This window comes from Blastococcus sp. SYSU D00922, from assembly GCF_054050495.1.
This window is the reverse complement of the sequence record NZ_JBJGZL010000001.1, coordinates 395,672-415,673: the sequence shown is the minus strand read 5'-3', so window position 1 is coordinate 415,673 and position 20,002 is coordinate 395,672. Positions and strand designations below refer to the sequence as shown.

Annotated in this window: 35 protein-coding genes; 5 read left to right on the top strand and 30 right to left on the bottom strand. The window is 71.1% G+C overall.

The annotated features are described in order from the left end of the window. Positions 1–4: 4 nt before the first annotated feature. Both ACI78T_RS02215 and ACI78T_RS02210 read left to right on the top strand, forming a co-directional pair. The gene (locus tag ACI78T_RS02215; RefSeq protein WP_456556436.1) at positions 5–514 is read left to right on the top strand and encodes a DUF6578 domain-containing protein; all 510 of its coding nucleotides are present in this window, start codon (positions 5–7) and stop codon (positions 512–514) included. Between the two features lie 20 nt (positions 515–534). Further along, positions 535–894, top strand: coding sequence for a VOC family protein (locus tag ACI78T_RS02210; RefSeq protein WP_456556435.1), 360 nt, complete (start codon positions 535–537; stop codon positions 892–894). Here the strand turns inward: ACI78T_RS02210 and fdhD are convergent. Next, positions 888–1,718 (bottom strand): formate dehydrogenase accessory sulfurtransferase FdhD, encoded by an 831-nt coding sequence (gene fdhD, locus ACI78T_RS02205; protein WP_456556434.1) that lies wholly within the window; start codon positions 1,716–1,718, stop codon positions 888–890. The two genes, ACI78T_RS02210 and fdhD, sit on opposite strands and share 7 nt — an antisense overlap. Positions 1,719–1,757: 39 nt before the next feature. Here fdhD and mobA point away from each other — a divergent pair, with 39 nt between their 5' ends. From mobA to ACI78T_RS02190, 3 genes are read left to right on the top strand one after another with little or no spacing between them, the layout of a single operon-like run. Beyond that, complete coding sequence (gene mobA / locus ACI78T_RS02200; protein ID WP_456556433.1) at positions 1,758–2,423, top strand: molybdenum cofactor guanylyltransferase; 666 nt, start codon at positions 1,758–1,760, stop codon at positions 2,421–2,423. Between the two features lie 38 nt (positions 2,424–2,461). Beyond that, the gene (locus ACI78T_RS02195; RefSeq protein WP_456556432.1) at positions 2,462–3,058 is read left to right on the top strand and encodes an AMIN-like domain-containing (lipo)protein; all 597 of its coding nucleotides are present in this window, start codon (positions 2,462–2,464) and stop codon (positions 3,056–3,058) included. 42 nt (positions 3,059–3,100) lie between these two features. Further along, positions 3,101–3,781, top strand: a complete 681-nt coding sequence (locus ACI78T_RS02190) for an NAD(P)H-binding protein (RefSeq protein ID WP_456556431.1) — start codon at positions 3,101–3,103, stop codon at positions 3,779–3,781. Here ACI78T_RS02190 and truA read toward each other — a convergent pair. From truA to rplB, 29 genes are all read right to left on the bottom strand, one after another. Further along, positions 3,759–4,541: a tRNA pseudouridine(38-40) synthase TruA gene (truA, locus tag ACI78T_RS02185; protein WP_456556509.1), complete on the bottom strand. Its 783-nt coding sequence runs from the start codon at positions 4,539–4,541 to the stop codon at positions 3,759–3,761. The genes ACI78T_RS02190 and truA overlap by 23 nt on opposite strands. A 71-nt stretch (positions 4,542–4,612) precedes the next feature. Beyond that, entirely contained in the window at positions 4,613–4,987 is a 375-nt protein-coding gene (locus ACI78T_RS02180; protein WP_456556430.1) for a hypothetical protein, read from the bottom strand. Then, complete coding sequence (gene rplQ, locus ACI78T_RS02175; protein ID WP_456556429.1) at positions 4,984–5,595, bottom strand: 50S ribosomal protein L17; 612 nt, start codon at positions 5,593–5,595, stop codon at positions 4,984–4,986. Before rplQ ends, ACI78T_RS02180 begins: the two co-directional genes overlap by 4 nt. A gap of 140 nt (positions 5,596–5,735) precedes the next feature. Continuing rightward, positions 5,736–6,785 (bottom strand): DNA-directed RNA polymerase subunit alpha, encoded by a 1,050-nt coding sequence (locus ACI78T_RS02170; RefSeq protein ID WP_456556428.1) that lies wholly within the window; start codon positions 6,783–6,785, stop codon positions 5,736–5,738. Positions 6,786–6,899: 114 nt separating this feature from the next. Further along, positions 6,900–7,526: a 30S ribosomal protein S4 gene (gene rpsD / locus ACI78T_RS02165; protein ID WP_135096854.1), complete on the bottom strand. Its 627-nt coding sequence runs from the start codon at positions 7,524–7,526 to the stop codon at positions 6,900–6,902. A gap of 35 nt (positions 7,527–7,561) precedes the next feature. Then, the gene (rpsK, locus tag ACI78T_RS02160) at positions 7,562–7,969 is read right to left on the bottom strand and encodes a 30S ribosomal protein S11 (RefSeq protein WP_014377968.1); all 408 of its coding nucleotides are present in this window, start codon (positions 7,967–7,969) and stop codon (positions 7,562–7,564) included. A 95-nt stretch (positions 7,970–8,064) separates the two neighbouring features. Next, complete coding sequence (gene rpsM / locus ACI78T_RS02155; protein ID WP_116451069.1) at positions 8,065–8,445, bottom strand: 30S ribosomal protein S13; 381 nt, start codon at positions 8,443–8,445, stop codon at positions 8,065–8,067. A gap of 14 nt (positions 8,446–8,459) precedes the next feature. Then, a complete protein-coding gene (rpmJ, locus tag ACI78T_RS02150; protein WP_012950458.1) occupies positions 8,460–8,573 on the bottom strand; it encodes a 50S ribosomal protein L36 in 114 nt (37 codons plus the stop codon). Positions 8,574–8,642: 69 nt separating this feature from the next. After that, positions 8,643–8,864 (bottom strand): translation initiation factor IF-1, encoded by a 222-nt coding sequence (infA, locus tag ACI78T_RS02145; protein ID WP_012950459.1) that lies wholly within the window; start codon positions 8,862–8,864, stop codon positions 8,643–8,645. Between the two features lie 247 nt (positions 8,865–9,111). Beyond that, on the bottom strand, positions 9,112–9,915 hold the full coding sequence (gene map, locus ACI78T_RS02140; RefSeq protein ID WP_456556427.1) for a type I methionyl aminopeptidase: 804 nt from the start codon (positions 9,913–9,915) through the stop codon (positions 9,112–9,114). 71 nt (positions 9,916–9,986) lie between these two features. Further along, positions 9,987–10,592, bottom strand: a complete 606-nt coding sequence (locus ACI78T_RS02135) for an adenylate kinase (protein WP_456556426.1) — start codon at positions 10,590–10,592, stop codon at positions 9,987–9,989. Further along, positions 10,592–11,902: a preprotein translocase subunit SecY gene (secY, locus tag ACI78T_RS02130; RefSeq protein ID WP_456556425.1), complete on the bottom strand. Its 1,311-nt coding sequence runs from the start codon at positions 11,900–11,902 to the stop codon at positions 10,592–10,594. The genes ACI78T_RS02135 and secY overlap by 1 nt, the downstream gene beginning before the upstream one ends. Positions 11,903–11,988: 86 nt before the next feature. Next, positions 11,989–12,432: a 50S ribosomal protein L15 gene (gene rplO, locus ACI78T_RS02125; protein ID WP_456556424.1), complete on the bottom strand. Its 444-nt coding sequence runs from the start codon at positions 12,430–12,432 to the stop codon at positions 11,989–11,991. A 19-nt stretch (positions 12,433–12,451) separates the two neighbouring features. After that, positions 12,452–12,634, bottom strand: a complete 183-nt coding sequence (gene rpmD / locus ACI78T_RS02120; protein WP_135096864.1) for a 50S ribosomal protein L30 — start codon at positions 12,632–12,634, stop codon at positions 12,452–12,454. A gap of 1 nt (position 12,635) precedes the next feature. Further along, complete coding sequence (rpsE, locus tag ACI78T_RS02115; RefSeq protein WP_116451064.1) at positions 12,636–13,250, bottom strand: 30S ribosomal protein S5; 615 nt, start codon at positions 13,248–13,250, stop codon at positions 12,636–12,638. Between the two features lie 31 nt (positions 13,251–13,281). Further along, on the bottom strand, positions 13,282–13,683 hold the full coding sequence (rplR, locus tag ACI78T_RS02110) for a 50S ribosomal protein L18 (protein WP_116451063.1): 402 nt from the start codon (positions 13,681–13,683) through the stop codon (positions 13,282–13,284). Further along, a complete protein-coding gene (gene rplF, locus ACI78T_RS02105) occupies positions 13,683–14,222 on the bottom strand; it encodes a 50S ribosomal protein L6 (RefSeq protein ID WP_456556423.1) in 540 nt (179 codons plus the stop codon). The genes rplR and rplF overlap by 1 nt, the downstream gene beginning before the upstream one ends. Positions 14,223–14,237: 15 nt before the next feature. After that, positions 14,238–14,648: a 30S ribosomal protein S8 gene (gene rpsH, locus ACI78T_RS02100; protein WP_113832898.1), complete on the bottom strand. Its 411-nt coding sequence runs from the start codon at positions 14,646–14,648 to the stop codon at positions 14,238–14,240. A 120-nt stretch (positions 14,649–14,768) separates the two neighbouring features. After that, a complete protein-coding gene (locus ACI78T_RS02095; RefSeq protein ID WP_089336472.1) occupies positions 14,769–14,954 on the bottom strand; it encodes a type Z 30S ribosomal protein S14 in 186 nt (61 codons plus the stop codon). 17 nt (positions 14,955–14,971) lie between these two features. Then, on the bottom strand, positions 14,972–15,556 hold the full coding sequence (gene rplE, locus ACI78T_RS02090; RefSeq protein WP_456556422.1) for a 50S ribosomal protein L5: 585 nt from the start codon (positions 15,554–15,556) through the stop codon (positions 14,972–14,974). A 5-nt stretch (positions 15,557–15,561) separates the two neighbouring features. Beyond that, positions 15,562–15,903 (bottom strand): 50S ribosomal protein L24, encoded by a 342-nt coding sequence (rplX, locus tag ACI78T_RS02085; RefSeq protein ID WP_456556421.1) that lies wholly within the window; start codon positions 15,901–15,903, stop codon positions 15,562–15,564. Between the two features lie 3 nt (positions 15,904–15,906). Continuing rightward, positions 15,907–16,275 carry a 50S ribosomal protein L14 gene (rplN, locus tag ACI78T_RS02080; protein WP_091929103.1) on the bottom strand — a complete coding sequence of 123 codons (369 nt, stop codon included), beginning with the start codon at positions 16,273–16,275 and terminating at the stop codon, positions 15,907–15,909. A 220-nt stretch (positions 16,276–16,495) separates the two neighbouring features. Continuing rightward, on the bottom strand, positions 16,496–16,786 hold the full coding sequence (rpsQ, locus tag ACI78T_RS02075) for a 30S ribosomal protein S17 (protein ID WP_456556420.1): 291 nt from the start codon (positions 16,784–16,786) through the stop codon (positions 16,496–16,498). Beyond that, on the bottom strand, positions 16,783–17,016 hold the full coding sequence (gene rpmC, locus ACI78T_RS02070; protein WP_097194642.1) for a 50S ribosomal protein L29: 234 nt from the start codon (positions 17,014–17,016) through the stop codon (positions 16,783–16,785). Before rpmC ends, rpsQ begins: the two co-directional genes overlap by 4 nt. After that, positions 17,016–17,432 carry a 50S ribosomal protein L16 gene (gene rplP / locus ACI78T_RS02065; protein WP_089336467.1) on the bottom strand — a complete coding sequence of 139 codons (417 nt, stop codon included), beginning with the start codon at positions 17,430–17,432 and terminating at the stop codon, positions 17,016–17,018. Before rplP ends, rpmC begins: the two co-directional genes overlap by 1 nt. Positions 17,433–17,435: 3 nt before the next feature. After that, positions 17,436–18,359 carry a 30S ribosomal protein S3 gene (rpsC, locus tag ACI78T_RS02060; RefSeq protein WP_456556419.1) on the bottom strand — a complete coding sequence of 308 codons (924 nt, stop codon included), beginning with the start codon at positions 18,357–18,359 and terminating at the stop codon, positions 17,436–17,438. Continuing rightward, positions 18,359–18,820, bottom strand: a complete 462-nt coding sequence (gene rplV / locus ACI78T_RS02055; RefSeq protein WP_116451057.1) for a 50S ribosomal protein L22 — start codon at positions 18,818–18,820, stop codon at positions 18,359–18,361. The genes rpsC and rplV overlap by 1 nt, the downstream gene beginning before the upstream one ends. Before the next feature lie 20 nt (positions 18,821–18,840). After that, complete coding sequence (gene rpsS / locus ACI78T_RS02050) at positions 18,841–19,122, bottom strand: 30S ribosomal protein S19 (RefSeq protein ID WP_236825796.1); 282 nt, start codon at positions 19,120–19,122, stop codon at positions 18,841–18,843. 23 nt (positions 19,123–19,145) lie between these two features. Further along, positions 19,146–19,979, bottom strand: coding sequence for a 50S ribosomal protein L2 (gene rplB, locus ACI78T_RS02045; RefSeq protein WP_089402108.1), 834 nt, complete (start codon positions 19,977–19,979; stop codon positions 19,146–19,148). Positions 19,980–20,002: the final 23 nt, after the last annotated feature.

Below are 20,002 nucleotides of genomic sequence, written 5' to 3'. Positions count from 1 at the left end.
CGAGGTGCCGGTCTTCATGGACGGCTGGCAGATCGAGTGCTGCGCGGACCGGCCTGGACCGGGCGACCGCGTGGAATGGCCGCTGCTGTGGGTCGACGACCGCTCGGGTCCAGGCAACCTGGTCGTCGACTGGCGCTCGGAGCCACTCGGACCGGGTGCGTGGAACGAGCCGGGAGACCGTCTGCTCCGACACGGCCCCCTGACCGCGTACTGGCGCGGTCCTGCGCCGCCGCCGGCCCACGGCGCACTGGTCGCTGACGTGCACGGCGGCGTCCCCGAGGCGGTTCCCCGGGTGCTGGGCACGGTCGTGTCGGTCGACGTCGTCGACCAGGCCTGGCGGCTGACCGGCCCGGGCACGTACGTGCCGATCCCCGGTGACTTCCGGCTCCGCCGGGTGGCCCGGAGCCCGCGGTGGTTCTCCTCCGACGCGACGGTCGGGCAGGACCTCCCCGACCCGATGCGCGAGGACAGCGGCGTACTGGTCGCGGTGTCGGTGGAGATGCCGGCGACCTGAGCCCGATGCATCCTGCCGAGGTGATCGGACGGCTGGAGAAGACGGTGCTCGACTGCCCGGACCCGCGGGAGCTCGCGGCGTTCTACGGCGAGATCCTCGGCATGCGGGTCAACGAGGACACCGACGGCGAATGGGTGGTCATCGGCCGCGAGCCGGGGATGCGGGAGCTCGCCTTCCAGCGAGATCCGGGCTACACCCCGCCGGCGTGGCCGGACCCCGCGCGCCCGCAGCACGAGCACCTCGACATCCGCGTGGACGACGCGGACGCCGCCGAGCGCGCCGTGCTGGCGCTGGGCGCCCGGCTGCTCCAGGGCGAGTCGGGCACCGGGTTCCGGGTCTTCGCCGACCCGGCGGGGCACCCCTTCTGCCTCGTCTACTGAGGCAGCACGACCCGCTCGGTGGACGTGTAGACGTTGCAGCCGTCGCCCCGCAGGAACCCGACCAGCGTGATGCCCACCTCGCGCGCCAGCTCGACAGCGAGGGACGACGGCGCCGACACCGCGGCCAGCACGGGGATGCCGGCCATGGCCGCCTTCTGGGTCAGCTCGAAGCTGGCCCTGCCGCTGACCATGAGCACGTGCGCGGCCAGCGGGAGACGACCGGCCCGCACCCCGTCGCCGATCACCTTGTCCACGGCGTTGTGCCGGCCGACGTCCTCCCGCAGGGCGACGAGCTCGCCGGCCGCCGTGAACAGCCCGGCAGCGTGCAGGCCGCCGGTCTTCTCGAACACCTGCTGCTCGGCCCGCAGCCGGTCCGGCAGCGCCAGCAGCACCTCGAGGGGCACGCGGACGCCGTCGGCGGCGACGTCGAAGGCGGTCTTCGTGCGGATGGCGTCGATGCTCGCCTTCCCGCACACCCCGCACGAGCTCGACGTGTAGAAGTTCCGCTCGAGGCCGGTGTCCGGGATCGGCACACCGGGGGCCAGGTCGACGTCCACCACGTTGTAGGTGTTGCGTCCGTCGGCGTCCACGGAGTCGCAGTACCGCAGGCCCGCGACGTCGTCGTGCCCCGCGATCACGCCCTCCGTCGCGAGGAAGCCGTGCACCAGGTCGAAGTCGTCCCCGGGGGTCCGCATGGTGACCGCGAGCGGCGCACCGGCCAGCCGGATCTCCAGCGGTTCCTCGGCGGCGACCGTGTCGGGCCGGGTGGAGTGCTGCGGCCCGCGGATGCGCAGCACGGGTGTGCGGCTGGTGACTCGTCCCACGGGAGGACGGTACCCACGTCAGAGCTCTACGGTGACGCCGTGGACCCGCTGCCCGACTTCACGGCCGTGGTCCTGGCGGGCGGCCGGGCGGCCAGGCTGGGCGGGCAGGCCAAGCCGCAGCTGCTCGTGGGCGGGCGCCCCATCCTGGCCGCGGTGCTCGACGCGGTCGCCGACGCGCGGAGCCGCATCGTCGTCGGCCCGCCGCAGCCGGCGCCGCCCGACGTCCTCGTCGTCCGCGAGCAGCCGCCCGGCGGAGGACCGGTGGCCGCGCTCCGGGCGGGGCTCGCCGAGGTGCCCACCGACGTGGTCGTCGTCCTGGCCGGCGACCTCCCGTTCCTCTCGCCGTGGGTCGTCCGCGGGCTGCTCGACCGCCTCACGGGCGACGGCGTCATGGCCGTCGACGACACCGGCCGCGACCAGTACCTGCTCAGCGCCTGGCGCACTCCCGCGCTCCGGGGTGCGGTGACCGCCGCCCGCGGTCCGGCTCCGCTCCGCCGGGTGCTGGCGCCCCTCGCGGCGGACCGGTGGCGGCCCGACGTGCGCCCGGGCGAGCCGCCCCCGTGGCTGGACTGCGACACCCCGGCCGACCTGGCGCGGGCCCGGGCGATCGCCGACGGGCACCTCGAGCCGCCCCGGCCCTCGCCTCCCCCGGCGGCGGCCCCGAGCCTCTTCCCGCGCTTCCAGGCTCCCCACGAGCCCGGCTGAGCAGCTACTTTTCGGCCGACCGCCCGAGGGAGGACCCGATGCGCACCCGCCGCGCCGCCGCCGTCGTGTCGGCCGTGCTGCTCCTGGCCGCCTGCTCCGAGGAGGTGCAGGGCGTCTCCAGCCCCGGCGACCCGGCGCCCCCCTCCTCCAGCTCACCGGAGCCCGCCCCGCCGTCGGAGGAGCAGCCGGACGACCCCGGATCGGGCACGGGGACCGACACGGAGGACAAGTCGGGGCCCGGGACGGGAACGGGTGGCACGTCGGGGCAGCCGGCGGTCGCCGGGATCAACTTCCGGAGCGACGAGTCGACGGCGACGCTGGTCGTGAACCTCAGCGGCGACGGCGTCCCGGAGTGGACCGTGGCCTACTCGGAGGCCACGGCCCCCGACGGCTCGGCGGTCGACATCGCCGGTGACGCGTTCCTCCGAGTGCGGGTCCGCAGCGACGCCGGCGGCGGTCAGGGCTCGTCCCGGTTCTCCATCTCGCCCGGCCCGGTGGCCGAGGCCCGGACGACCGGCGCGGCCGACGGCTACGAGGAGGTGCTCATCGGCGTGCGCGGCGGCGAGCAGCCGTTCACGGTCGACGCCCTCTCGGACCCCGCGCGCCTCGTCGTCGAGGTCCGCACCGCCGGCTGACCGCCGTGTAGCGGCGCCGTGCGGGCGGGTAGGGCGGAGCCCATGCGCATCGTCATCGCCGGCGCCCACGGGCAGGTCGCCCGGCGGCTCGGCCGTCTCCTGTCCGCGCGGGGTGACTCGGTCGTCGGCCTGGTCCGCAACCCCGCCCACGAGGCCGACCTGGGCGCCGACGGCACCGAGCCGGTCCTGCTCGACCTCGAGTCCGCCTCGGTCGAGGAGGTGGCGCGGGTGGTCACGGGCGCGGACGCCGTCGTCTTCGCCGCGGGCGCGGGGCCCGGGAGCGGGGCGGCCCGCAAGGACACCGTGGACCGGGCCGCCGCCGTGCTGCTGGCCGACGCCACCGAGCGGGCCGGGGTGCGGCGGTACGTGCTCGTCTCCTCCGTGGGGGTCGAGTCGGTCGCCGACGGCGCCCGCCCGGAGGGGGTCGACGACGTCTTCGTCGCCTACCTGCGGGCCAAGCTGGCGGCCGAGCAGGACGTCCTGGCCCGCGGGGCGCTCCGGACGACGGTGCTCCGGCCCGGCAGCCTCACCGACGATCCCGGCACCGGCCTGGTGACGCTGCGGCGGCACGTCGACCGGGGCAGCGTGCCGCGCGACGACGTCGCCGCCGTGCTGGTGGCGCTGCTCGACGCCGATCTGGACGGCGCGGTGCTCGAGCTCGTCAGCGGGTCGACACCGGTCGACGACGCGGTCACCGCCGTCAGGCGCGACGGGCTCTCGTGACCAGCGCCCGGGCGGCCAGCTCCTCGTCGACCGGGTAGTCCACGCGCACCAGGGTGAGCCCGCCGGGCGGCGCGACCGGCACCTCGCTGGAGCGCTCGGTGCGGGCGAAGAGCCCGGCGGGCCACTCCGGTGGCCGCCGTCCCTCCCCCACCGCGGTCAGGGCGCCGACGAGGCTGCGGACCATCGAGTGGCAGAAGGCGTCCGCCGACGCGAAGACCTCGATCAGCGGGCCGGTGCGGACGACGTCCAGCGCCAGGAGCGTGCGGATCGTCGTGGCGGCCTCGCGGCGGCGGCAGAACGCGGCGAAGTCGTGCTCGCCGAGCAGCAGCCCGGCCGCGGCCGCCATGGCCGCGCCGTCCAGGGTCCGGGGCCAGGCGACGATGTCGGCGCGGCGCAGCGGCGGCGCCCCGGCGGGGTCGTCGGTCAGCCGGTAGACGTAGTGCCGCCCCAGCGCGCTGAAGCGCGCGTCGAAGTCTGGGGAGACCTCCGCGACGGTGGGCACCGCGATGTCGCGCGGCAGGACCCCGCGCAGCCGGCGCACGAGACGGTCGCGCTGCTCGGCCCAGACCTGCGCCGGGACGTCGCAGTGCGCCACCTGCCCGGTCGCGTGCACCCCCGCGTCGGTCCGCCCGGCGACGGTGAGGTCGACCGGCACGCGCAGCACCATCGTCAGCGCCTGCTCGAGGTCGCCCTGCACGGTGCGCTGGCCGGGCTGCCGGGCCCAGCCGTGCAGCGAGGTGCCGTCGTAGGAGACGCCCAGGCGAAGACGGACGAGCCCGTCCCCCCTCGGGGGAACGGGCTCGTCCGGGTGCTGCTGATCGTTCAGCGGACCTACTTCGGGTCCGGCGCGGCGTCGCCGCCCTGGTACTGCTGGCTGGCGGTCGCGGCGTCACCGAGCTCGGCGGCCTCGATCTCCGCCGCCGCCGCGTTCGCGACCTCCGGCGAGAGGGCCGGGTCGTCCACCACGGCGACGTTCTGCCGCTCGGGCTCCGGCGTGACGTCGGAGTCGTCCTGGCGCTCGCCGTCCGGCACGAACACGTCGGAGACGACCTCCTGGGCCTCGTCGGTGACGCTGCCGTCGGTCACGGCCGGGGAGGTGTCCCCGCCGGGGCCGGTGGTCTCGCCCTCGAACGTGGCCCCCTGGTCCCCGCCACCGGCGGAGACACCGGCAGCGCCGGCGCCAGGGACGTCCTCGGGGGAGCTCATCGCGCGTCCGTGCCCTCGGCGTCGTCGGCAGCGGTCTCCTCGGCCGGAGCCTCGTCCTCGGCACCGCCCTCGGCCGCGGCCACGTCCTCGTTCTCCGACGCGAGGGTCTCCGACTCCTCGGTGGTGTCCGCGTCCGCGGTCTCCACGGCGTCGGCGGTGACCTCGCCAGAGGCGGCGGCCGCACCGGCGCCGGAGGCGAACCGGGTGCCGCGGGCGCGCTCGGCCTCGCCGACGGCCTGCTGGCCCACGGTCAGGGCCTCGACCAGCTCGATGACCGCCATCGGGGCGTTGTCGCCCTTGCGGGGACCGACCTTGGTGATCCGGGTGTAGCCACCGGGGCGGTTCTCGTAGCGAGGACCGATCTCGGCGAAGAGCGTGTGGACGACGTCCTTGTCCCGGATGGTCGTCATGACCTGGCGACGGGCGTGCAGGTCACCGCGCTTGGCGAAGGTCACCAGCTTCTCGGCCAGGGGACGCAGGCGCTTCGCCTTCGTCTCGGTGGTCGTGATCCGCCCGTGCTCGAACAGCGAGGTGGCCAGGTTGGCCAGCATCAGCCGCTCGTGCGAGGGGGACCCGCCGAGGCGGGGGCCCTTGGTGGGGGTGGGCATGTCGGTCCTTCCTCAGGCGGCCGGAGGGAGTGCCGGCTGCGTCCGTGGTGGTGCTGAGTCTCTGGTGGTGCCGTCGTTCAGTGTCGCTGCCCGGAGGGCGGTGCCGGACGGCGGGTCGCCCCGCCGTCCGGCACGCGGCCTCAGAGCTGCTCGGTCTCCTGGTAGGAGGCGTCGCTATACTCGACGTCGGCGTACTCGGCCGAGCCCTGGTAGGCGTCGGTCTCGTAGCCCTCGTCGTAGCTCTCGATCGAGGTGGGGATGAACCCGGGCGGGCTGTCCTTGAGCGCGAGGCCCATGGCCGCCAGCTTCATCTTGACCTCGTCGATCGACTTGGCGCCGAAGTTGCGGATGTCGAGCAGGTCCGCCTCGGAGCGGGTGACGAGCTCACCGACGGTGTGCACGCCCTCGCGCTTGAGGCAGTTGTAGGACCGGACGGTGAGGTCCATGTCCTCGATCGGCATCGAGAAGTTCGCGATGTCGGCGGCCTCGGCCGGGCTGGGCCCGACCTCGATGCCCTCGGCGTCGACGTTCAGCTCGCGCAGCAGGCCGAACAGCTCGACCAGCGTCGACCCGGCGGACGCGATGGCGTCGCGGGGGGCGATGGAGGGCTTGGTCTCGACGTCGACCACGAGGCGGTCGAAGTCGGTGCGCTGCTCGACGCGGGTCGCCTCGACGGCGTAGGTGACCTTGAGGACCGGCGAGTAGATCGAGTCGACGGGGATGCGACCGATCTCCTGGCCGGGCTGCTTGTTCTGCGGCGCCGGCACGTAGCCACGGCCCCGCTCGACGACCAGCTCGATCTCGAGGCGGCCCTTGCCGTTGAGGGTGGCGATGTGCAGGTCGGGGTTGTGCACCTCGACGCCGGCCGGGGGCGCGATGTCCGCGGCGGTGACCTCACCCGGGCCCTGCTTGCGCAGGTACATGGTCACCGGCTCGTCGGAGTCGGAGCTGACGACCAGGCCCTTGAGGTTGAGGATGATCTCGGTGACGTCCTCCTTGACGCCCGGCACGGTGGTGAACTCGTGCAGGGTGCCCTCGATCCGGATGCTGGTGACAGCAGCGCCGGGGATCGAGGAGAGGAGGGTGCGGCGCAGGGAGTTGCCGAGGGTGTAGCCGAAGCCCGGCTCGAGGGGCTCGATGACGAACCGCGAGCGCGACTCGGTGATCGTGGGGCGCTGTGCGATGAGCACGGTGGTTCTCCTTCACAGTCCTCCGGCGACCGCCATATGACGCCGTGAGGGGGGTGGTGCGGGCTCCGGCGGGCATCTGTCCGCCCGCCGGAGCCGGTGTTGCTGTTCGAGCTCCTACTTGGAGTAGAGCTCGACGATCAGCTGCTCCTGGACCGGGGTGTCGATGACCTGGCGGGCCGGGATGCTGTGCACGAGCACGCGCAGCTGGCTGCTGATGACCTCGAGCCACGGGGGCACGGGGCGCTCGCCGGCGCGGGCCTGGGCGATCTCGAACGGCAGCATCGTGCGCGACTTCTCCGCGACCTCGATGATGTCGTTCTCGGTGACCCGGTAGGACGGGATGTCGACCTTGCGGCCGTTCACCCGGATGTGGCCGTGGCGCACCAGCTGGCGGGCCATGTCACGGGACTCGGCGAAGCCGGCCCGGTAGACCACGTTGTCCAGCCGCGACTCCAGGATCTGGAGGAGGACCTCACCGGTCTTGCCGGTCTTGCGGTTGGCCTCTTCGTAGTAACCGCGGAACTGCTTCTCAAGGACGCCGTAGATGCGGCGCGCCTTCTGCTTCTCACGCAGCTGGAGCAGGTACTCGCTGTCCTTCGTGCGACCGCGGCCGTGCTCGCCCGGCGGGTAGGGCCGGATCTCGATCGGGCACTTCGGGGACTCGCACTTGCTGCCCTTGAGGAACAGCTTCATCTTCTCGCGCCGGCACATGCGGCAGTCGGCTCCGGTGTAACGGGCCACGTCTATCTACCTCGTTCGTTCTCGTCGGTGGCCGGTCAGACCCGGCGGCGCTTCTTGGGGCGGCAGCCGTTGTGCGGCTGCGGCGTCACGTCCTGGATCTGCCCGACCTCGAGGCCGGTGGCCTGCAGGGAGCGGATGGCCGTCTCGCGACCCGAACCCGGGCCCTTGACGAAGACGTCGACCTTGCGCATGCCGTGCTCCTGCGCCTTGCGCGCAGCGTTCTCGGCAGCCATCTGCGCCGCGAACGGCGTGGACTTGCGCGAGCCCTTGAAGCCGACGTGGCCGGCGGAGGCCCAGCTGATCACGTTCCCGTTGGGGTCGGTGATCGACACGATCGTGTTGTTGAACGTGCTCTTGATGTGAGCGGCGCCGTGGGCGACGTTCTTCTTCTCCTTGCGGCGGACCTTCTTGGCACCGGCCGCGGCGCGAGCCCTGGGAGGCATGTGGGTTTCTGTTCCTTCTCTTCGTGGCCAGAGATGGCACGCGGCGTGCCGTCGCCCCCGCCCTCACGGGTCGCTGCGACGGCACGCACAGCGGCTTACTTCTTGCCGGCCTTCTTCTTGCCGGCGATGGTCTTGCGCGGGCCCTTGCTCGAGCGCGCGTTGGTCTTGGTGCGCTGACCGTGGACCGGGAGCCCACGGCGGTGGCGCAGACCCTGGTAGCAGCCGATCTCCACCTTGCGGCGGATGTCGGAAGCCACCTCGCGGCGCAGGTCACCCTCGACGCGGAAGTGCTCGTCGATGTAGTCGCGGAGCTTCAGCAGGTCCTCGTCGCCGAGGTCCTTGACGCGCAGGTCGGGGCTGACGCCCGTCGCGGCCAGGGTCTCCTTGGCGTGGGCCTTGCCGATGCCATAGATGTAGGTGAGCGCGATCTCCATCCGCTTCTCGCGGGGCAGGTCGACGCCAGCCAGTCGTGCCATGTTCAGGTACTCCCTCAGCCCTGGCGCTGCTTGTGCCGGGCGTTGTCGCAGATGACCATGACCCGGCCGTGCCGGCGGATCACCTTGCACTTGTCGCAGATCTTCTTCACCGACGGCTGGACCTTCACCGGTGCCGCCCCTCATTCCTCAGATCGTGTGCCGGCCGCGCTCCCCGGAGGGCGTTCGCGGCCGAGCGGTTACTTGTAGCGGTAGACGATGCGACCGCGGGTCAGGTCGTAGGGCGAGAGCTCCACGACCACGCGGTCCTCGGGCAGGATGCGGATGTAGTGCTGGCGCATCTTGCCGCTGATGTGGGCGAGCACCCGGTGCCCGTTCTGCAGCTCGACCCGGAACATCGCATTGGGCAGCGGCTCGACGACGCGACCCTCGACCTCGATGGCCCCGTCCTTCTTCGCCATTCCCTACACGCGCTCCTCGACTCGATGGTCCTCGTCCTCGCGCGCCCACGGGGGAACCCCGTCGGACGTGCTCGGTGGTTGCAGAACAGGTGGTGCAGACGCTCTCGCGAGGGCGCTCCGGGTCGTGCGGCCACAGCACGACGACGGAGCGGCGCGAACGCCGTCGTTCACTGTACCCCGGCGCCACACGGGTCACCAACCCGCCCCGGTGAGGGGTGGGCTACACAGGCCCTCGGGAAGGGGGCCCTCAGGAACGAGGGGTGATCCCGAACGGGGCGAGGCCGGCAGCCCCGCCGTCCTCGGCCGTGAGGACCCAGGGTCCCTCGGGCGTGACGGCCACGGTGTGCTCGAAGTGGGCGGCCCGGGAGCCGTCCTTGGTGACGACCGTCCAGCCGTCGTCGAGCTCGACCGTCGCCGGGTCCCCCACGGTGACCATCGGCTCGATGGCGAGCGTCAGGCCGGGGACCAGCTTGGGGCCACGGCCGGGACGGCCGTAGTTGAGCACGTGCGGGTCCTGGTGCATCTCGGTGCCGATGCCGTGCCCGCCGTAGTGGTCGACGATCCCGTACCGGTGCGACTCGGCGGTGATCGTCTGCTCGACGGCGGAGCTGATGTCGGTCAGGCGCCCACCGGCGATCGCGCGGGCCAGGCCCGCCCACATCGACCGTTCCGTCACGTCCATCAACGCGGCGTCCTCGGCGGAGGGCTCCCCCACCGTGACCGTCACCGCGGAGTCGCTGTGCCAGCCCTGCAGGATCGCCCCGCAGTCGATGGAGATGTTGTCCCCCTCCGCCAGCCGGCGGTCGGGGTTCGGGATCCCGTGGACGATCTCGTGGTTGATCGACGTGCAGATCGTGCCGGTGAACCCGTGGTAGCCGAGGAAGTTCGGCACGGCACCCTTGGACCGGATGTGGTCCTCGGCGATGGCGTCGAGCTCACCGGTGCTCACGCCGGGGCGGACGGCGGCCTTCACCGCGGCGATGGCACCCGCCGTCACGAGCCCGGAGGCACGCATGAGCTCGATCTCGTGCGCCGTCTTGATCTGGATCATCCGTCCACTCCACTTCGCGAGCAGCGGGAGGCGGCTCAGGATCCCGGCCGACATCTCCTGCCCCTGTCCCGTCAGTCCCCGGAGGGCTGCCCGGACTCCGACACCCCGCAGGCGGCCAGCGCGCGGGCGGTGACCTCCTCGACCTCACCGATCGCGTCGATGCGGCGCAGGAGCCCCTCGCCCTCGTAGAAGCCGGACAGCGGCGCCGTCTGTTCCCGGTAGACCTTCAGGCGGTGGCGAACGGTCTCGGGCTTGTCGTCCTCCCGCTGGACCATCTGCCCGTCCACCAGCATGCGCCGCCCGGAGAGCCGGCGCACCAGCTCCTCCTCGTCGACCACGAGCTCGAGGACGCAGTCCAGGCCGTGCCCGAGGTCCGCGAGCGACGAGCGCAGTTGCTCGGCCTGGGCGATCGTGCGGGGGAAGCCGTCCAGCAGGAACCCGGCCTTGGCGTCGGGCTCGGCGAGGCGGTCCTTCACCATGGCCACGGTGATCTCGTCCGGGACGAGGTCCCCGGCGTCCATGTAGGTCTTGGCCTTCTGGCCGAGCTCCGTCTGCCCGCTCACGTTCGCGCGGAAGATGTCGCCGGTCGAGATCGCGGGGACGCCGACGCGGCCGGCGATGATCTGCGCCTGGGTGCCCTTGCCCGCTCCGGGAGGGCCCAGCAGGACGACGCGCACTACTTCAGGAACCCTTCGTAGTTGCGCTGGTTGAGCTGCGTCTCGATCTGCTTCACCGTCTCCAACCCCACTCCGACCATGATCAGCACCGCGGTCCCGCCGAACGGGAAGTTCTGGTTCTGCCCCTCCTGCGTGATCGACAGGAAGAGGTTCGGCAGCACGGCCACCGTCCCGAGGTAGATCGACCCCGGCAGGGTGATCCGGGAGAGCACGTACTGCAGGTACTCGGCGGTGGGACGGCCCGGGCGGATGCCGGGGATGAAGCCGCCGTAGCGCTTCATGTCGTCGGCGCGCTCCTCCGGGTTGAACGTGATCGACACGTAGAAGTACGTGAAGAACACGATCAGGCCGAAGTAGAAGGCGACGTGGACCGGGCTGCTCTGGTCGATGATGTAGTTCTCGAAGAACCGCCGCACAGGTCCGGTCTCGTTGCCCTGGAGCTGCGTGATCAGCTGCGGCAGGTACAGCAGCGACGACGCGAAGATCACCGGGATGACGCCGGCCTGGTTGACCTTCAGCGGCAGGTAGGTCGACGTCCCGCCGTACATGCGGCGGCCGACCATCCGCTTGGCGTACTGCACGGGGATGCGGCGCTGGGCCTGCTCGACGTAGACGACCGCGCCGATGATCAGCAGCGCGAAGACGCAGACGATGGCGAAGACGACGCCGCCCCGGGTCTGCAGGATGTTGCCGCCCTCGGCCGGGATGCGCGCGGCGATCGAGGTGAAGATCAGCACGGACATGCCGTTGCCGATCCCCTTCTCGGTGAGCAGCTCGCCCAGCCACATGATCAGGGCGGTACCGGCCGTGAGCGCGATGACGAGGACCACCGTCGTCCACACGGACTCCGACGGGATGATCGACTCGCTGCAGTTCGGGAACAGCTGCCCGCTGCGCGCCAGGGCGATGATGCCGGTGCTCTGCAGGACGGCCAGGGCGATCGTCAGGTAGCGGGTGTACTGGGTCAGCTTCGCCTGACCCGACTGCCCTTCCTTCTTCAGCTGCTCGAAGCGCGGGATCACGACGACCAGCAGCTGCACGATGATGCTCGCCGTGATGTACGGCATGATCCCGAGCGCGAAGACGCTCAGGCGCAGCAGCGCACCGCCGGAGAACAGGTTGACCAGCGAGTAGATGTCGCGCTGGTCGGAGGCCTGCGCCTGCTCGAGGCAGTTGTTGATCGCCTCGACGGAGACGCCCGGCCCGGGCACGGAGGCGCCCAGCCGGTAGACGGCGATGATCGCCAGGGAGAACAGCAGCTTGCGCCGGAGATCTGGCGTCCGGAACGCCGCGGCGAACGCCTGCAGCACGTGCCCTCCCCTAGTTCGGTCGGCTGAGGTTAGCAATGCAGCCGTCGACCCCCGGGACGACGGGCGTCCCGGGGGTCGAGGGTGCTTCAGAGAACGGTGGTGCTGCCCCCGGCCGCGCCGATCTTCTCGGCAGCGGACGCGGAGAACGCGTGCGCCTGGACGTCGACCTTGACACCGCCGAGCTCGCCGGTGCCGAGGACCTTGACCGGCTGGTTGCGGCGCACGGCGCCGGCGTCGGCCAGGGTCTCCGGGTTCACGGTGCCGCCCTGCGGGAACAGCGCCGCGATCCGGTCGAGGTTGACGACCTGGAAGACGACCTTGTTCGGGCTCTTGAAGCCGGAGAGCTTGGGCAGCCGCATGTGCAGCGGGGTCTGCCCACCCTCGAACCGCGCGTGCGTGTTGCCCCGCGCGCCGGTGCCCTTGGTGCCGCGACCGGCGGTCTTGCCCTTGGAGCCCTCACCACGGCCGACTCGCGTCTTGGCGGTGTGGGCGCCCGGGGCCGGACGCAGGTGGTGGACCTTGAGAGTCATGAGATGTCCCTACTCAGCTTCAGCTGATCTCTTCGACGGTGACCAGGTGCGGCACCGTCGCGACCATCCCGCGGATCTCGGGACGGTCCTCCTGCACGACCGAGTCGTGGATGCGCTTGAGCCCGAGCGAACGCAGCGTCTCGCGCTGGTTCTGCTTGCGCCCGATCCCCGACTTGACCTGGGTGATCTTGAGCTGTGCCATCTCAGACTCCCTGACCCGCACGCGCCCGCAGCATGGCGGCGGGGGCGACGTCCTCGAGCGGCAGACCGCGGCGGGCCGCGATCTCCTCGGGGCGGACGAGGTCCTTCAGCGCCTGCATCGTGGCGTGCACGATGTTGATCGGGTTCGAGGAACCCAGGCTCTTGGAGAGCACGTCGTGGATGCCGGCGCACTCGAGCACGGCACGCACCGGGCCACCGGCGATGACACCGGTACCGGGGCTGGCCGGCTTGAGGAGCACGACACCGGCGGCCGCCTCACCCTGCACGGGGTGCGGGATGGTGCTGGCGATGCGCGGGACGGTGTAGAAGTGCTTCTTGGCCTCCTCGACGCCCTTGGCGATGGCCGCGGGCACCTCCTTGGCCTTGCCGTAGCCCACGCCGACCTTGCCGTCGCCGTCGCCCACGATCACCAGGGCGGTGAAGCTGAAGCGCCGACCACCCTTGACGACCTTGGACACGCGGTTGATGGCGACCACGCGCTCGATGTAGTTGCTCTTCTCGGCGGGAGCGCCTCCGGGGCCCCGCCCGCCGTCACGACGGTCGCGGCGGTCGTTACCGCCGCCGGCGCCGCCGCCGCGTCGCTGTGGTCCTGGCATCAGACGTCCCTCTCGATCTGCTTGTAAGTCATCAGAAGTCCAGCCCGCCCTCGCGAGCCCCGTCGGCGAGCGCGGCGATGCGACCGGCGTACCGGTTGCCACCACGGTCGAAGACGACGGCGGTCACGCCGGCGGCCTTGGCGCGCTCGGCGATCTGGGCACCCACCTGGCGGGCCAGGGCCGACTTGTCGCCCTCCGCGCCGCGGAGGCCCATCGTCGAGGCGCTGGCCAGCGTGCGGCCCGCGGTGTCGTCGACGAGCTGCACGTGGATGTGCCGCGACGAGCGCTTGACCACCAGGCGCGGGCGCTCCGGCGTACCGGTGACGCGCTTGCGCAGGCGGTTGTGACGACGCAGCCGCGAGGTGCGGCGTGCCGTGCTGATGTCGGTGCCGACGGGCTTGTGCACCCGAGCGGACTTCTCTGCGGTTGCCATCACTTACCCGTCTTCCCGACCTTGCGCTTGACGACCTCGCCCTGGTACCGCACGCCCTTGCCCTTGTACGGGTCGGGCTTGCGGATCTTGCGGATCTTGGCGGCGACCTCGCCGACCTGCTGCTTGTCGATGCCCGTGACCCGCAGGCGGGTCGGGGACTCGACCGCGAAGGTGATCCCCTCGGGGGCCTTCACCGGCACCGGGTGGCTGAAGCCCAGCGCGAACTCGAGGTCGGAGCCACGCGCCTGGACGCGGTAACCGACGCCGACGATCTCGAGGGTCTTGGTGTAGCCCTCGGTGACGCCGGTGATCATGTTGGCGATGAGCGTCCGGGAGAGGCCGTGGAGGGCCCGGTTCTGGCGCTCGTCGTTGGGACGCTGCACGCGCAGCGTGCCGTCCTCGTCGCGCACGACCGTGATGGGCGCCGCGACGGTGTGGGTCAGCGAGCCCTTGGGGCCCTTCACGCTGACGTCCTGGCCGTCGATGGTGACGTCGACACCGCTCGGGACGGCGATCGGGAGTCGTCCGATTCGTGACATGGGTCGTTCGCTCCCTTACCAGACGTAGGCGAGGACTTCCCCACCCACGCCCTTCTTGTTCGCCTGCTTGTCCGTCAGCAGCCCGGTCGACGTCGAGATGATCGCGACGCCGAGGCCACCGAGGACCTTGGGCAGCGAGTTCGACTTCGCGTAGACCCGCAGACCGGGCTTCGAGACCCGCCGGACGCCGGCGATGCTGCGCTCGCGGTTGGGGCCGTACTTCAGGTCGATCTGCAGCTGCTTGAAGGTGCTGCCGTCCTTCTCGACGTCCGAGACGTTCCAGCCGGCGATGTAGCCCTCCTGCTGGAGGATCTCGGCGATGTGCGTCTTGAGCTTCGAGGACGGCATGACCGTGCTGTCGTGGTACGCCTGGTTGGCGTTCCGCAGACGCGTGAGCATGTCCGCGATCGGGTCGGTCATCGTCATGTCAGGTGGTGCCTCTCTCGCCGCGGTTCCTCGTGCGCTGGGTCTCGGAGACTTGGCGCCGGGCCTCTCGGCGATCAGTGGTGCTGTGGTGACCGGGGCTGCTGCCCCGGCCGGGTGCTGCTACCAGCTGGACTTGCGCACGCCCGGGAGCTCCCCGGCGTGGGCCATCTCCCGCAGGCAGATCCGGCACAGGCCGAACTTGCGGAAGACCGAGTGCGGACGGCCGCACCGCTGGCAGCGGGTGTAGCCGCGGACCGCGAACTTCGGCTTGCGGGCCGCCTTGTTGATCAGAGCCTTCTTGGCCATTGGTTTCTCCTACCGGCTCAGCGGATGGTGGTCACGACGGGCTGGCCGGCGAAGGGGAAGCCGAGCTGGCGGAGCAGCTCGCGGCCCTCCTCGTCGTTCGTGGCGGTGGTGACCAGGGTGATGTCCATGCCGCGCGGCCGGTCGATCTTGTCGACGTCGATCTCGCGGAACATCGACTGCTCGTTGAGGCCGAAGGTGTAGTTGCCGTGGCCGTCGAACTGCTTGGGGTTCAGGCCGCGGAAGTCGCGGATGCGGGGCAGGGCCAGCGACAGCAGCCGGTCCAGGAACTCCCACATGCGGTCGCCGCGGAGGGTGACCTTCGCGCCGATCGGCATGCCCTCGCGCAGCTTGAACTGCGCGATGGACTTGCGGGCCCGGACGACCGCCGGCTTCTGGCCGGTGATCGCGGTGAGGTCGCGGACGGCGCCGTCCATCAGCTTGGCGTCGCGAGTGGCCTCGCCGACGCCCATGTTGACGACGATCTTCGTCAGGCGCGGGATCTGCATGACGTTCTCGAAGTTGAACTCCGACTGCAGCGCCGGCGCGATGGTCTCGCGGTAGTGGGCGAGCATGCGGGGCAGCTCACGCGTGGGTGCACTCATGGCGTTCAGAGGTCCTTACCGGTGCGCCGCGAGACCCGGATGCTGCGGCCGTTGTCGTCCTTGCGGTAACCGACCCGGGTCGGCTTGTCCTCGGAGTCGATCACCATCACGTTGCTCACGTGGATGGGAGCCTCCTGCGTCACGATCCCGCCCTGCTGGGCGCCGCGCTGCGTCGAGGAGATGCGGGTGTGCTTCTTCACGCGGCCCACGCCCTCGACCAGCACGCGCTGGTCCTTCGGGTAGGCGGCGATGACGCGACCCTTCGCACCCTTGTCCTTGCCGGACAGGACGACGACGGTGTCACCCTTCTTGACCTTCATGGACGGCGTCTTCTTGTTGTCAGCCATGGCTCACAGCACCTCCGGAGCGAGCGAGATGATCCGCATGAAGCGCTTGTCGCGGAGCTCCCGGCCGACGGGGCCGAAGATGCGCGTACCGCGCGGGTCGCCGCTGTCGCGGATGATGACCGCGGCGTTCTCGTCGAAGCGGATGTAGGAGCCGTCGGGACGACGCCGCTCCTTCACCGTGCGCACGACGACGGCCTTGACCACGTCGCCCTTCTTGACGCCGGCACCCGGCAGCGCGTCCTTGACGGTGCCGACGATGACGTCGCCGATGCCCGCGTAGCGTCGCCCGGAGCCGCCGAGCACGCGGATGCAGAGGATCTCCTTCGCACCGGTGTTGTCGGCGACTCGCAGCCGCGACTCCTGCTGGATCACGTCCTACTCCCAAATCTTGTGGTGACAGCCGGGCCGGAACGGTGAACCGGCTGTCCGGGACCCGCGTGCGGACGCACCGGCGGCGAGCGCCGCCGGTGCGTCCGAAGCACGGGTACCGGGATGCGGCGCGCGCCCCCCGCGAAGAGGGCACGATGCGCGCCAGTCGTCCAGAGTACGCGTATCGCTCTGGTGTTGTGCTACGGCCCCGGAGGGCCGCTCCTTACTTGGCCTTCTCGAGGATCTCGACCAGCCGCCACCGCTTGGTGGCCGACGTCGGCCGGGTCTCCATGATCTGCACGCGGTCACCGATGCCGGCGACGTTCTGCTCGTCGTGGACCTTGAGCTTGCTGGTCCGGCGGATGACCTTGCCGTAGAGGGCGTGCTTCACGCGGTCCTCCACCTCGACGACGATGGTCTTCTCCATCTTGTCGCTGACCACCAGGCCCTCGCGGACCTTCCGGTACCCACGGCCGGCCAGGCCGGGGCCCGTGGCTTCCTGGGTCTCGCTCATGCCACACCCTCGTTCGGGGCGACCGAGAGACCCAGCTCGCGCTCGCGCATGATCGTGTAGATCCGGGCGATGTCGCGGCGGACGGTCTGCAGTCGCCGGTTGTTGTCCAGCTGGCCGGTGGCCACCTGGAACCGCAGGTTGAACAGTTCTTCCTTGGACTCACGCAGCCGCGAGGCGAGCTCGTCGGCAGAGAGCTCGCGCAGCTCCGGAGCGGTCAGACCGGCGGCCATCACACTTCTCCTTCACGCGTGATGAAGCGGCACTTCATCGGGAGCTTGTGGATCGCGCGGCGCATGGCCTCGCGGGCCACCGGCTCGGCGACACCCGACAGCTCGAACATGATGCGGCCGGGCTTGACGTTGGCGACCCACCACTCCGGCGAACCCTTACCGGAACCCATGCGGGTCTCGGCCGGCTTCTTGGTGAGCGGACGGTCCGGGTAGATCGAGATCCACACCTTTCCGCCACGCTTGATGTGCCGGGTCATGGCGATACGGGCGGACTCGATCTGCCGGTTGGTCACGTAGGCCGGCTCGAGGGCCTGGATCGCGTACTCACCGAAGTTGATCGCGGTGCCGCCCTTGGCGCGGCCGCCACGGTCGGGGTGGTGCTGCTTGCGGTGCTTGACGCGCCGTGGGATGAGCATGGGTCAGCTCTCCGTGTTCTCGGTCGTCTCGGTCGCGGTGGCCTCGGCGGCCGCGGTGGCCTCCGGACCGGCGACCTCGGCGACGGTCGTCTCGGGCGCGACCTCGCCGGAGGTCACGGCCACGGTGCTCTCGGTGGTGTCGGCGACCGGACCGGTCGTCGACTCCGCGGCGGCGCGGCCGGCCTCGGTGCCACCGGCGGTGGTGCCGGAGGAACCGGAACGACGCTGCGGGCGCTGGGCGCGCTCACGGCGCTGCTGACGCTCGGCGAGGGCCGCGAGGGCCTCCCGCTCGGCGCGCGAGCCGCTGACGTCACCCTTGTAGATCCACACCTTCACGCCGATGCGGCCGAAGGTCGTGCGGGCCTCGTAGATGCCGTAGTCGATGTTCGCGCGGAGCGTGTGCAGCGGCACGCGACCCTCGCGGTAGAACTCCGACCGGCTCATCTCGGTGCCACCCAGGCGACCCGAGCACTGGACCCGGATGCCCTTGACCTGCGGGCTGCGCTGGGCCGACTGCATGGCCTTGCGCATGGCGCGGCGGAAGCTGACGCGGCTGGACAGCTGCTCGGCCACGCCCTGGGCGACGAGCTGGGCGTCGGACTCGGGGTTCTTCACCTCGAGGATGTTCAGCTGCACCTGCTTGCCGGTGAGCTTCTCGAGCTCGCCGCGGATGCGGTCGGCCTCCGCGCCGCGGCGGCCGATGACGATGCCCGGCCGGGCGGTGTGGATGTCGACGCGGACCCGGTCACGGGTGCGCTCGATCTCGACCTTGGAGATGCCGGCCCGCTCCATGCCCTTGGACATGAGCTTGCGGATCGCGACGTCTTCCTTGACGTAGTCCTTGTACAGCTTGTCCGCGTACCACCGGGACTTGTAGTCGGTGGTGATCCCGAGCCGGAACCCGTGCGGGTTGACCTTCTGACCCACTAGCGGGTCCCTCCCCTCGTGTTGTTCTGCTGGGTCGCCGGGCCGGACTGACCGGTGTCCCGGCGAGCCTTGCGCGACTTCTGCGCGAGGACGTCGCTGGAGGCGACCTCGCTCACCTCGACGGTGATGTGGCTGGTCCGCTTGTTGATGCGGAACGCCCGGCCCTGCGCACGCGGACGGATCCGCTTGAGGGTGGGGCCCTCGTCGACGTAGGCGGCGCTGACGACCAGCGCGGCCGGGTCGAGCTGCAGGTTGTGCTCGGCGTTGGCCACCGCGCTGGCGACGACCTTGGCCACCGGCTCGCTGGCGCTCTGGGGCGCGAAGCGCAGCAGCGCCAGGGCCTCGTCGGTCGGCAGGTAGCGGATCAGGTCCACCACCCGGCGGGCCTTCATGGGGGTCACGCGGACGAACCGGGCCGTAGCCCGGGCGACCGGCGCCTCCTGTCCCAACTGGGAAGTCATCTGAATCTCTCTCTACCTGGTCAGCCCCGCCGCGAGCGGCGGTCGTCCTTGACGTGCCCACGGAAGGTGCGCGTGGGCGCGAACTCGCCGAGCTTGTGCCCGACCATCGCCTCGGTCACGAAGACCGGGACGTGCTTGCGGCCGTCGTGCACGGCCAGCGTGTGGCCGAGCATGTCCGGGATGATCGTGGAACGACGCGACCAGGTGCGGATCACGTTCTTGGTGCCCTTGGCGTTCTGTGCGTCCACCTTGGCGAGCAGGTGGTCGTCGACGAACGGGCCCTTCTTCAGGCTGCGTGGCATGTCTGTCGGACTCCTCTACCCGCTCAGCGCTTCTTGTTGGTGCGCCGGCGGCGCACGATCAGGGCGTCACTGGCCTTCCGCTTGCGCGTCCGGCCCTCCGGCTTGCCCTTCGGGTTCACCGGGTGGCGACCACCGGAGGTCTTGCCCTCACCACCACCGTGCGGGTGGTCCACCGGGTTCATGGCGACACCGCGGACGGTCGGGCGCTTGCCCTTCCACCGCATGCGGCCGGCCTTGCCCCAGTTGATGTTGGACTGCTCGGCGTTGCCCACCTCGCCGACGGTCGCGCGGCAGCGCACGTCGACGTTGCGGATCTCGCCCGACGGCATGCGCAGCTGCGCGAAGCGACCCTCACGGGCGACCAGCTGGACGCTGGTACCCGCGGAACGGGCGATCTTCGCGCCGCCACCGGGACGGAGCTCGATGGCATGAACCACGGTGCCCACGGGGATGTTCCGCAGCGGCAGGTTGTTGCCGGGCTTGATGTCGGCCGAGGGGCCGCACTCCACCGTGTCGCCCTGCTTGAGGCGGGCCGGCGCGATGATGTAGCGCTTCTCGCCGTCCGCGAAGTGCAGCAGCGCGATGCGCGAGGTGCGGTTCGGGTCGTACTCGATGTGCGCGACCTTGGCGGGCACGCCGTCCTTGTCGGCCCGGCGGAAGTCGATCAGCCGGTAGGCCCGCTTGTGACCGCCACCCTGGTGGCGAGCGGTGACCTTGCCGTGGACGTTGCGCCCACCGCGGCCGTGCAGCGGCCGGACCAGCGACTTCTCGGGATGGTCGCGGGTGACCTCGGCGAAGTCGGCGACGCTGGAGCCGCGGCGGCCCGGCGTCGTCGGCTTGTACTTGCGGATAGCCATTGCTGACTCAGTCCTCTATCTCT